14 protein-coding genes are annotated in these 10,299 nt (G+C 63.6%); 12 read left to right on the top strand and 2 right to left on the bottom strand.

What is annotated here, in order from left to right; all coding sequences use genetic code 11:
* Nucleotides 1–309 precede the first annotated feature (309 nt).
* Entirely contained in the window at nucleotides 310–489 is a 180-nt protein-coding gene (locus EN935_RS10245) for a YdcH family protein (RefSeq protein ID WP_056586668.1), read from the bottom strand.
* Nucleotides 490–730: 241 nt separating this feature from the next.
* Here EN935_RS10245 and EN935_RS10240 point away from each other — a divergent pair, with 241 nt between their 5' ends.
* Nucleotides 731–934, top strand: a complete 204-nt coding sequence (locus EN935_RS10240; protein ID WP_023757446.1) for a DUF465 domain-containing protein — start codon at nucleotides 731–733, stop codon at nucleotides 932–934.
* Nucleotides 935–958: 24 nt separating this feature from the next.
* Here EN935_RS10240 and EN935_RS10235 read toward each other — a convergent pair whose 3' ends face one another.
* Complete coding sequence (locus EN935_RS10235; protein WP_109664954.1) at nucleotides 959–1,747, bottom strand: IclR family transcriptional regulator; 789 nt, start codon at nucleotides 1,745–1,747, stop codon at nucleotides 959–961.
* A gap of 121 nt (nucleotides 1,748–1,868) precedes the next feature.
* Between EN935_RS10235 and EN935_RS10230 the strand changes: the two genes are divergently transcribed.
* The 11 genes from EN935_RS10230 to purE all read left to right on the top strand — a co-directional run.
* Nucleotides 1,869–2,741 (top strand): transporter substrate-binding domain-containing protein, encoded by an 873-nt coding sequence (locus EN935_RS10230; RefSeq protein WP_109665470.1) that lies wholly within the window; start codon nucleotides 1,869–1,871, stop codon nucleotides 2,739–2,741.
* Between the two features lie 215 nt (nucleotides 2,742–2,956).
* A complete protein-coding gene (locus tag EN935_RS10225; protein ID WP_109664951.1) occupies nucleotides 2,957–3,622 on the top strand; it encodes an amino acid ABC transporter permease in 666 nt (221 codons plus the stop codon).
* Between the two features lies 1 nt (nucleotide 3,623).
* Complete coding sequence (locus EN935_RS10220) at nucleotides 3,624–4,274, top strand: amino acid ABC transporter permease (RefSeq protein ID WP_109664948.1); 651 nt, start codon at nucleotides 3,624–3,626, stop codon at nucleotides 4,272–4,274.
* A 4-nt stretch (nucleotides 4,275–4,278) separates the two neighbouring features.
* Nucleotides 4,279–5,073, top strand: coding sequence for an amino acid ABC transporter ATP-binding protein (locus EN935_RS10215; protein WP_127262568.1), 795 nt, complete (start codon nucleotides 4,279–4,281; stop codon nucleotides 5,071–5,073).
* 38 nt (nucleotides 5,074–5,111) lie between these two features.
* The gene (locus tag EN935_RS10210; RefSeq protein ID WP_109664942.1) at nucleotides 5,112–5,573 is read left to right on the top strand and encodes a RidA family protein; all 462 of its coding nucleotides are present in this window, start codon (nucleotides 5,112–5,114) and stop codon (nucleotides 5,571–5,573) included.
* A 27-nt stretch (nucleotides 5,574–5,600) separates the two neighbouring features.
* Nucleotides 5,601–6,806 carry an aminotransferase class V-fold PLP-dependent enzyme gene (locus EN935_RS10205; protein WP_127262569.1) on the top strand — a complete coding sequence of 402 codons (1,206 nt, stop codon included), beginning with the start codon at nucleotides 5,601–5,603 and terminating at the stop codon, nucleotides 6,804–6,806.
* 153 nt (nucleotides 6,807–6,959) lie between these two features.
* Entirely contained in the window at nucleotides 6,960–7,907 is a 948-nt protein-coding gene (locus tag EN935_RS10200) for a metallophosphoesterase (protein WP_109664939.1), read from the top strand.
* A 24-nt stretch (nucleotides 7,908–7,931) separates the two neighbouring features.
* Complete coding sequence (locus tag EN935_RS10195) at nucleotides 7,932–8,276, top strand: cupredoxin family copper-binding protein (protein WP_245468649.1); 345 nt, start codon at nucleotides 7,932–7,934, stop codon at nucleotides 8,274–8,276.
* 46 nt (nucleotides 8,277–8,322) lie between these two features.
* Entirely contained in the window at nucleotides 8,323–8,862 is a 540-nt protein-coding gene (locus EN935_RS10190; protein ID WP_127262570.1) for a sigma-70 family RNA polymerase sigma factor, read from the top strand.
* A complete protein-coding gene (locus tag EN935_RS10185; protein ID WP_109664929.1) occupies nucleotides 8,859–9,791 on the top strand; it encodes an anti-sigma factor in 933 nt (310 codons plus the stop codon). Before EN935_RS10190 ends, EN935_RS10185 begins: the two co-directional genes overlap by 4 nt.
* Before the next feature lie 99 nt (nucleotides 9,792–9,890).
* Nucleotides 9,891–10,299, top strand: a 409-nt coding sequence (gene purE / locus EN935_RS10180; protein ID WP_127373300.1) for a 5-(carboxyamino)imidazole ribonucleotide mutase, incomplete at its 3' end; no start/stop codon positions are given.

Below are 10,299 nucleotides of genomic sequence, written 5' to 3'. Positions count from 1 at the left end.
TTTTGTGCGTCCAACTGGACGCACAAAATGCGCTCCGGGCCGATGCGCTAAAGTCCGGGCATGAGGTGGAGGAGCAAAGATGGCTTGTCAATGGCGACAGGTCGCCACTGGCCGGAATCGGTCCGCCGCCATGGGCCAGAAACAATCGATAATCTGGCGAAAGCTGGCGACGGCCGAAGTGGAAATTGAACGGATGGCAGTCCAGACTCGACCGATAGCCCAGTACTGGAAATCAAAACCCACCATGCCGGCGGCGGGAACCGCCGGGAAAAAAGGCCGCGGATCGTAAGCGGCTAGGTCAGCAGGGCATCAATGCGTGGTCGGTTTCCCTCTTAGTTTTTCAATCGCATCCTTGAGTGCCAGCTTGCGTCGCTTGAGATTCACGATTTCGAGGTCGTCGACCGATGGATGGTTCATCGCGTCATCGATTTCACGTTCGATGTCGCCGTGTTTCCGCTGCAACTCATCAAGATGGGATGCAAGAGACATGATTGGTTCTCCCTTTCATGGTTTCCTCGATTGCAACCGTCACGGCGCGTCCACCGCAGGTTCGCTTTCTGTGACGGCACGGTGACAGTGTGCCACCTTCCGGCAACGATGTCGAATGATCCGTGGTAGCATTCCACGACAATGTGAAATGTGATATGGGCTGCGCGCCGGTTGCAAAATCACGCCGGCCCCGCCCAATCAGGCCCATTTTTGGGCGCCGCAGACGTGCAGACGGTAGATAATGTCCGATCAGGAACAGGCTGATATCCGCCTCGAATATTCCCGGCTGAAGCAGGAGCACGCGGATTTCGATGCGGCCATCAACGCGATGATCGCCATGGCCTGCGATCCACTGCAGATCCAGCGCATGAAGAAGAAAAAGCTGTTCCTCAAAGACCGGCTGATGGCGCTGGAAGACAAGATCATTCCCGACATCATTGCCTGAACCAGCATTGGCTGGCTGGCGCGCCTAGGCCACGGTCGAAAGCTTCGCGGCGCGGTTGCGCAGCAGGCCGATGAGTTCGCCGGTCCGCTCCTCGGACGTATCGATGGGAACCACCAGGCACATCGTCGCTTCGACCTTGCCCGGCGCTGAAAACACCGGCGCGGCAAGGCACTTCGTATAGGCATCGACAAGGCCCGAAGTGACGCAATAGCCGGTGATCCGCGCTTTTGCGATATCGGCGACGAAATCGTCGAGCCGCAGTTTGCGCCCGTCGGGCAGCACGAGATCGTCGTCCGACACCATGTCTTCGATCTCAGCCTTCTCCAGTCCCGCCAGAAGCAGCCGCCCCGAGGCCGTCCAGGGCAGCGGTATCTGCAAGCCGGTGGCGGAACTGATGCGGAACGGCCTGGTGCCGGGACTCGCGTGGACGATCGTATAGCGCCCGCTTTGCAGCATGCACAGTTCGGAGGTCTCGCCGGTCTCGCGCGACAGATTGTCGACCTCCTGGCGCCCCCGCCTCAAGAGGTCGTTGCCCCGCACATAATCCATTCCATAGAGATAGAGCTTCTTGCCGAAATAGACGCGATTGCCGTCGCTTTCCATTTCCAGCAGTCCCGCATCGACCAGCGACCGCACCAGCGTGTAGGTCGTCGAGCGGGGCGCATTCACGCCTTTGGCAAGGTCGCCAATGCCGATCGCCCGCTGGGTCGTGTGAAGAAACTCCAGAATCTCGAGCACCCGGTTGAGCCCCTTTTCACGGGAGCCCGAGATCTTCTCGCCGGCCGAAACTGCCGAGGCATTGCCATCTTGCATTGTCGATTCCTAGTGTTAATATCTGTCTTGTACAGGGTACACTCGTCTCTTGTAAGAGACAAAATTACCAACGCGTGTCTTGCCTGTGCACAAGGGGAACACAACACGAAAGGAGGTCGCCGTGAACGACACATCCGGAAGACGTGATTTTCTGAAATTGGGAATGGCAGGGCTGGCCACGGCTGGCGTGCTGGCAACCGTCGATGCCCAGAAGGCCGCTGCCCAGGCGGCACCCGACAGCTTGCTGCGCACCGTGCTCGATCGCGGCAAGCTGATCGTCGGCACCGGCAGCACCAACGCACCCTGGCACTTCGAGAATGATGCCGGCGAACTCGTCGGCATGGACATCACCATGGGGCGCATTCTCGCCAAGGGCCTTTTCGACGATCCGACCAAGGTCGAATTCGTCATGCAGGATCCGGCTCAGCGCATTCCCAACGTGACCACCAACAAGGTCGACATCACCATCCAGTTCATGACGATGAGCGCCCAACGCTCGCAGCTGGTCAATTTTTCCCGGCCTTACTACGTCGAGGGCATCGCCCTGCTGAGCCTTCCGACCGCCGAGAACAAGACCTTCGACAAGCTGCTTGCCGGCGGCGCGGCAACACGCGTCTCCATCCTGCAGAATGTCGATGCCGAAGCGCAGGTGCATTCGGTCCTGCCCCAGTGCCAGGTCATGCAGATCGATACCCAGGCCAACGTGCTGCAGGCGCTGGAATCGAAACGCGTTGACGCCGCTGCCGTCGATCTGTCCACGGTGCGCTGGCTCGCCTCGCGCAATCCGGACAAATATTTCGACGCCGGCAAGAGCTGGCTGAGCATGCTTTATGGCGCAGCCCTGCGGCAAGGCGACCTCGACTGGCTGACCTTCGTCAACGCGACCTTCACCATCGCCATGTTCGGTCACGAAAACGCACTCTACGATGCCGCCTTCAAGGACTATTTCGGACAGGAGCCGCCGGCGCGCCATCCCGGCTTCCCGGCCATCTGACCTGCATCGGGCGGAAGGGCGTATCCAGCGCCCTTCCACCTCCGACAACCCTCGGCACCAAGGCTTGTTGAGATTCAGGCCAGGCCGAGTCGAAAACGGTGGTTTTCGAGAACCGGAGCGGAGCGTACTTAAAGTACGTGAGCACCGGAAGCGCAGAAAGCCGGCGTTTGCAGGCCGGCATCACCTGAATATCAACAAGCCTTTAAGGCGGACGCATGGGCTATGCCCTTAATTTCAACCTGATCTGGCGGCACTTCGACAAGCTTTGGGGCGGCCTGCTGCTCAGTCTCGAGCTTGCCGTCATATCGATCGCCATCGGCATCGTCATCGGCCTGGTTCTGGCGGTCTGGTACGTGTCTGCCGGACGCATCGTGCGCACCATCATCGCCGCCTATGTCGAATTCATCCGCAACGTGCCGCTGATCCTGCTCGTCTATCTCGTCTTCTACGGCCTGCCGACGGTGGTCGATATCGCCTACAGCGCGCCGACCTCGTTTGTCGTGACGCTGTCGCTCTACAGCGGCGCCTATCTGGTCGAGGTGTTCCGCTCCGGGCTCGAAGCCGTTCCGCGCGGACAGCTGGATGCCGGCAAGGCAATCGGCCTGACGCCGTGGCAAAGGCTGCTCAACGTGCGCCTGCCGACCATGCTGCGCATCACGCTGCCGGCGCTGTCCAACACCTTCATATCGCTGTTCAAGGACACGTCCATCGCGTCGGTCATCTCGGTGCCGGAGCTGACCTATGGCGCCCAGTGGATCAACTTCAACACCTTCCGCATCGTCGAGGTCTATCTCGTGGTCACCGCGATGTATCTGGTGACCGGCTACATCCTGCTTTTCGCGCTTCGCCTTGTCGAGCGCCGGTTCAGGGCGGCGCGCTGACATGCTCACCCAGATCGCCTATGCCTTGCCTTTCCTCGCCCAGGGCTTTGCCCTGACACTGTGGGTGTCCCTGCTGGTCGTGGTGTTTTCACTGATCGCTGGCGTGATCATGGGTGTCGGCCTCGTCTATGGCCCCATACCGTTGCAATGGGCCGTGCGCATCTTCAGCGACACCATTCGCGGCATCCCGATCCTGGTGCTCATCTTCTTTGTCTACTACGGCCTGCCTGCGGTCGGGCTTCATCTGCCATCCTTCTGGGCAGCGGTGCTGGCGCTGACCCTGTTCAAGACGGCGCAGGTGGTCGAATATCTCAGGGGTGCGGTCGGCTCCATTCCGAGAGGGCAATCCGAGGCGGCCATGGCGATCGGACTGACCTTTCGCCAGCGGCTCGCCTACGTCATCTTCCCACAGGCGTTCAGGCGCTTCCTGCCGCCCTGGATCAACGGCGTCACCGACGCGGTCAAGGGCAGCGCGCTGGTGTCGCTGCTCGGCATCACCGACCTGATGCAGGCCATCAACCAGGTCATCGGCCGCACCTACGAAGCCATGCCGCTCTATGTTCTCGGCGCGCTCATCTACTTCGCGGTCAACTACGCGCTTTCGCTGGCCAGCCGGCGGCTAGAGCGGCGTTTCTCCTTCATCCGGGAATAGCAAGATGTCCACCAGCTCGACCAACATCCCGGCCCTTCTCGATGTCACCGATGTTTCCAAATCCTTTGGAACCGTCCAGGTCTTGCGTTCGGTCAGCCTGCGGGTGGCGCGCGGCGAAGTGGTGACGGTCATCGGCCCATCGGGCAGTGGCAAGACCACGCTATTGCGCTGCGTCAACTTCCTCGAAAGCTATGACAGCGGTTCGATCCGCATCGACGGCAAGGAGGTCGGCTTTCGCGAAACAGGAGCCCGCCAGCGCCGCGGCGAACGCGACCTCGCCACGATGCGCGCCGAGACCGGCATGGTGTTCCAGAGCTTCAACCTCTTTCCGCACCTGACGGCCGCCGGCAACATCATGCTCGGCCTCACCAAGGTGCGCGGCAAGAGCCGTGCGGAGGCCCGCACCATCGCCGACCACTGGCTCGGTCGGGTCGGCCTCGCCCACAAGGCCGACAGCCTGCCCGCCGAACTGTCCGGCGGCCAGCAGCAGCGTGTCGGCATTGCCCGTGCCGTGGCCATGGGGCCGAAGATCCTGCTTCTCGACGAGATAACCTCCGCGCTCGACCCGGAACTGGTCGGCGAGGTGCTCGAGGTTGTGCGCAGCCTGGCCGAGGACGGCATGACGATGGTGATGGTCACGCACGAAATGGCCTTTGCCCGTGATGCCTCGAGCCGCATCATCTTCATGGCCGATGGCGGCGTCAGCGCGGCGGGTCCACCTAGCGAAATCCTGGCGGCGGACACCGACAACGAGCGCCTGCGCACCTTCCTGGCACGCTTCCGCGCCTCGCATTTCTAGAACGAGACAGCAAAAGCTGTCGCAAGGAGCCTTCTTTCATGACGCCTTATATCCGGCTCGCCGCGTTGGGCCTGACGCTGCCCGAGCCGCCGACCCCAATCGCCAATTTCGTCACCCATGCCGAAAGCGGCCGGCTGATCTTCCTGTCCGGCCAGGGACCGCTGCGGACAGACGGCACGCTGTTCACCGGCAAGGTGGGAGACGATGTCACCGTCGAGCAGGCCTATGGCCATGCCCGCCTCACCGGCCTCAATCTGCTCGCCGTCATGCACGCGGCCACTGGCGACCTTGGCCGGATCGTGCGCATCGTCAAGCTGCTCGGCTTCGTCAACGCGATACCGACCTTCAGCGACCACCCGAAGGTGGTCAATGGCTGTTCCGATCTGTTCGCCGATGTGTTCGACAGTATCGGCGGCCATGCCCGCTCGGCGATCGGCGTCGGCTCCTTGCCTGGAAACATCACCGTTGAAATCGAGGCGGTCGTCGAGATCGCCTCCTGACCTCTCGAGAAAATGGGAACCGCAGAAATGAAAACCTATTCCGCCGACGGCTCCAACACCACGATTCGCGAACGGCTCGGCCTTCGCCCGATCATCAACGTCTCCGGCACGATGACGGCGCTCGGCGCGTCGATCATCGTCCCGGAAGCGATCAGCGCCATGGCGGAAATGGCCTCGCAATGGGTGGAGATGGACGATCTGCAGCGTGCCGCAAGCACGATCGTCGCGCGCCTCACCGGCGGCGAGGCCGGTTTCATCACTGCTTGCTGCGCCAGCGGCATCACCATGGCGATCGCCGGGGCGATGACAGGAACCAACCTGCTTGCCATCGAACGCCTGCCGGACGACACAGAAGGCCTAAAATCGGAGGTGATCGTCCAGCTCGGCCACATCGTCAACTACGGCGCGCCGATCGACCAGTCGGTCCGGCTGGCGGGTGCCAAGGTCGTGCCGGCCGGCACGGTCAGCGTGACGCAGGACTATCACGTCCGCGACGCAATCCGTGACCGCACGGCGGCGGGCCTCTATGTCGTCGCCCACCACACCGTGCAGTATGGCATGCTGTCGCTGGAGGAATTCTGCGAGATCTGCCACGCCAGGGGCGTTCCGGTGATTGTCGATGCGGCTTCCGAATATGACCTGCGCGGCTTCCTCGCGCGCGGCGCCGACATTGTCATTTACAGCGGCCACAAATTCCTGAGTGGGCCGACCAGCGGCATCGTCACCGGGCGCAAGGATCTGGTTCGAGCCGCCTATCTGCAGAACCGCGGCGTCGCGCGCGCCATGAAGGTCGGCAAGGAAAGCATCGCCGGCACCATGGCCGCACTGGAAGCCTGGGAAAAACGCGACCATGCCGGCATCCGCCGCCGCGAAGAGGCAGCACTCAATTTGTGGAAGGACACGGTGCAGGGGCTGCCGGGCATCATTGCGCAGATCATTCCCGACCCGACCGCCAACCCTCTCGATCGGTTGCAGATTTTTGTACTCCCCGAAAGCCGGTTCACCGCGGCCGGTCTCACCTCGGCGCTGGCCGCCGGCTCGCCGCCGATCATCGTACGCAACCACGAAGTGGAGCGCGGCCATTTCTTCCTCGACCCCTGCAATCTTCATCCCGGCGAGGCCGAGATTGTCGCCGAACGCCTGCGCGCCATACTGACCGCGGCCGAGCGGCCCGCCAATGCCATGAAGATGCCTAACAAGGATTCGTCCGGCGCCTTGCGCTGGCCGGATTGAAACGCCAGCAGGCCACTGCCTGAAATGCGCCGGTCGCAATCGGCACGCGCGATCACGCGACCGTGAACGGCTGGACTCGCACCAGCCGGGAATAAACCGCCGCCGTCCCGGGTCTCCTCAGCATACGCCACTCCTGGCGTTGAGGAGACCGACATGACCCATCATCACGACGACGAGAACGGGCACATCAGCCGCCGCCATGCGCTGGAATGCATGATCTGGGCCGGCACCGGCGTGCTGTGGACGATTTCAGGCGGCATACCGGTGTCGCTCAACCTGCTCGGCGCCGCACAAGCTGCCGAAGCCATGGCCACGGGCTTCACCTTCCTGCAGATATCCGACAGCCACATCGGCTTCGACAAGGCGGCCAACCCGCATGCCATCGACACGCTGAAGGAAGCGATGGGCAAGATCCAGGCGCTGCCGCAAAAGCCGGCTTTCATGATCCATACCGGCGACATCACCCATCTGTCCAAGCCCGCACAATTCGACAATGCGGCTGAGATCATCGGCGGCGCCGGCTTCGACGTGCACTACGTGCCGGGCGAGCACGATCTGATCGACGACGGCAATGGCAAGGCCTATCTCGACCGCTACGGCAAGGGCACCAGGGGTGCCGGCTGGTATTCGTTCGACCAGAACGGCGTGCATTTCGTGGCGCTGGTCAATGTCGTCAACCTCAAGGCGGGTGGGCTCGGCAATCTCGGGCCTGAGCAGCTGGCGTGGCTGGCGGATGATCTGAAAGCGGTCAGCGCCTCGACGCCGATCGTCGTCTTCGCTCACATCCCACTATGGGCCGTCTATCCCGAATGGGGCTGGGGCACCGACGACGCGGCACAGGCGCTCGGCCTGCTCAAGCGCTTCGGCTCGGTCACCGTGCTCAACGGCCACATCCACCAGATCATGCAGAAAGTGGAAGGCAACGTCACCTTCCACACCGCGCGCTCGACCGCCTTCCCGCAGCCGGCGCCAGGCACCGCCGCCTCGCCCGGGCCGATGACAGTGCCGGCCGGACAGCTGCGCGGCCTGCTCGGCACCAGCAGCGTCACCGTGAAGCAAGGCGGGCAGGATCTCGCCATCATCGACTCGACGCTGGCTTGAGCCGGAACAGCAAAGGAAATCAACATGCTTTGCATACGCCTTCCGGCCCGGCACATGGCCGCGATCCTCGCCGCCTTCACCTTGACCACGGCGAACTGCCAGCCGCTGCGCGCGGCCGATGCGCCGATGGTCAAAATCGAGAATTTTGCCTTCACGCCGCCGGTGCTGACGGTCAAGCCCGGCACCACGGTGACCTTCAGAAACGACGACGATATTCCGCATCTGGTCGTCGCCAGCGATTCCTCCTTCCGCTCCAAGGCGCTTGACACCGGTGACACTTATGAATTCACCTTCACCAAAGCAGGCGACTTTGCCTATTTCTGCGGGCTTCACCCGCATATGCAGGGCAAAATCACCGTCGCTCCCTGAGCGGGCGCGGCAAATCCTGCCCGGAGTGCCGGATCATGCTGTGGTGTTGAGCGAGAAGGCCTTGGCCGAGCGCTTCGGCGAGGTGGTGCTGCCCCATCTCGGTGATGCGCTTGCGCTCGCCCGCTGGTTGACCGGCAACGCCGCCGACGCCGAGGATGTGGTGCAGGAAGCCTGCGTGAAAGCGCATGCCGGCATATCAGGCTATGCCGGCGGCAATGCCCGCGCCTGGCTGCTGACCATCGTGCGCAACACCGCCTACACCTGGATGTCGCGCAACCGGTCGCGCGGCATCCTCGCAGTCGGTGACCTCGGCGATCTCGACGAGATGGCGGCGGCACACGGCACCAGCCTGCCCGACGAGGATGGCCCGGAAGCGAGCCTGATCGCCAGGGCCGATACGGCAGCCCTTGAGGCGGCAATCGCAGCACTGCCGCCGCCATTCCGCGAGACGCTGGTGCTGCGCGACATCAACGGCCTCAGCTACCGCGAGATAGCGGCCATGCTGGGGGTACCGATTGGCACCGTGATGTCACGGCTGGCGCGGGCTCGCGGCCTGCTTGTATCTGCACTGGGGAGAGCGCCATGACCATGCATGACGACGGACTGCCCAACGATCCCGAGGGCATCAGGCTGATGATCCATGCCCTCGTCGATGGCGAACTCGACGCGGCAGCCGCACTCGCGGTCGAGCGGCGCATCGCCGCCGACCCGCAGCTTGCCGCCGAACATGCCCGCATCATTGCCTTGCGGGGCGCACTCGGCCGTTTGCCGCGCCCCGATGTCAGCGACGCCTTTCGGGCGCGCATCGCCGCACTTGGTGCGACAGCCACGGCACGTCCGGTGCAAGACGTACCGACGCAGGACGAAGCGGCCGGGCCGCTGCGGGGTACACCGCCGCCGCAACCGGGACTGATCGCGGGTGCACCGGTCGGGGGCGGCCAGAGACGAAACGCCGAGACACGTCCGTCGCAGACGCGGGCGCTGCCAAGGGCGCGCCGCTTCGGCTCGTTCGACTGGCGCGCTCTGGCTGCGTCGATCGTGGTCAGTGCGGTGCTGGCCAGCGGGGCGACGCAATGGGTGATGGTCGACAACGCGTCCGATAGTTTCGCAGCTGGAGTCGCCAGCGGACATCGCCGCAGCCTGCTTGCCGCCAGCCCGATCGACATCGTCTCGTCCGACCGCCACACGGTCAAGCCATGGCTCGACGCCCGGATCGGCGTGTCGCCGCCGGCGCCCGACCTCGCACAGGACGGCTACACACTCATCGGCGGTCGGGTCGAGGTGATATCAGACCGGCCGGTGCCGGCGCTGGTCTACCGCCACCGCGAGCACCTGATCACGCTGGTCGCCGAGCCGCAGCAGGGCGGCAGCACCATTGAGCCGGCCGATCTCTCGTCGGGCGGCTTTTCGCTGGTGCACTGGAGCGACGGCGCCTTCTCCTACTGGGCGATCTCCGACATGGAGCGGCCAGAACTCGACGACTTCGTCGCTCGCTTCCGCAAGGCGGCGGTATAGGCTGGTTTGCGTCTCAACAAACCGCTGCGGCGGCCGCCTATCCTTGCGGCTTCGCGCGAATTCCGCTAAGGCGCGCCTTTGTCGCCGGGGAACACAGACTTGGACGATCAGCGCGCCGACGTCGCCATCATCATGGGCAGCCAGTCCGACTGGGCGACGATGCGCCATGCCGCCGAAACGCTGGAAGCACTGGGCATCCCGCACAAGCGGCTGATCATCTCCGCGCATCGCACGCCAGACCGGCTCTATGATTTCGCCAAGGGCGCCAAGGCGGCCGGCTACAAGGTGATCATCGCCGGCGCCGGCGGTGCGGCGCATCTGCCCGGCATGACGGCGGCGATGACGCCGCTGCCGGTGTTCGGCGTGCCGGTGGAATCGAAGGCGCTTTCCGGGCAGGATTCGCTGCTGTCCATCGTCCAGATGCCGGCCGGGATTCCCGTGGGAACGCTGGCCATCGGCAAGGCCGGGGCCACCAACGCAGCCCTTCTGGCCGCGGCCGTGCTGGCGC

The sequence above is a fragment of the Mesorhizobium sp. M7D.F.Ca.US.004.03.1.1 genome, from assembly GCF_003998635.1.
GTDB lineage: Bacteria > Pseudomonadota > Alphaproteobacteria > Rhizobiales > Rhizobiaceae > Mesorhizobium > Mesorhizobium loti.
The sequence above is the reverse complement of the archived record's forward strand: the minus strand, read 5'-3'. Positions and strand labels throughout refer to the sequence as shown.

Excerpts from the sequence above, each read along its gene's own strand:
- EN935_RS10240 (WP_023757446.1), top strand. The coding sequence starts at position 731 with ATGTCCGATCAGGAACAGGCTGATATCCGCCTCGAATATTCCCGGCTG.
- EN935_RS10185 (WP_109664929.1), top strand. The coding sequence starts at position 8,859 with ATGACCATGCATGACGACGGACTGCCCAACGATCCCGAGGGCATCAGG.
- EN935_RS10200 (WP_109664939.1), top strand. The coding sequence starts at position 6,960 with ATGACCCATCATCACGACGACGAGAACGGGCACATCAGCCGCCGCCAT.
- EN935_RS10205 (WP_127262569.1), top strand. The coding sequence starts at position 5,601 with ATGAAAACCTATTCCGCCGACGGCTCCAACACCACGATTCGCGAACGG.
- EN935_RS10215 (WP_127262568.1), top strand. The coding sequence starts at position 4,279 with ATGTCCACCAGCTCGACCAACATCCCGGCCCTTCTCGATGTCACCGAT.
- EN935_RS10195 (WP_245468649.1), top strand. The coding sequence starts at position 7,932 with ATGCTTTGCATACGCCTTCCGGCCCGGCACATGGCCGCGATCCTCGCC.
- EN935_RS10235 (WP_109664954.1), bottom strand. The coding sequence starts at position 1,747 with ATGCAAGATGGCAATGCCTCGGCAGTTTCGGCCGGCGAGAAGATCTCG.
- EN935_RS10220 (WP_109664948.1), top strand. The coding sequence starts at position 3,624 with ATGCTCACCCAGATCGCCTATGCCTTGCCTTTCCTCGCCCAGGGCTTT.
- EN935_RS10210 (WP_109664942.1), top strand. The coding sequence starts at position 5,112 with ATGACGCCTTATATCCGGCTCGCCGCGTTGGGCCTGACGCTGCCCGAG.
- EN935_RS10225 (WP_109664951.1), top strand. The coding sequence starts at position 2,957 with ATGGGCTATGCCCTTAATTTCAACCTGATCTGGCGGCACTTCGACAAG.
- EN935_RS10245 (WP_056586668.1), bottom strand. The coding sequence starts at position 489 with ATGTCTCTTGCATCCCATCTTGATGAGTTGCAGCGGAAACACGGCGAC.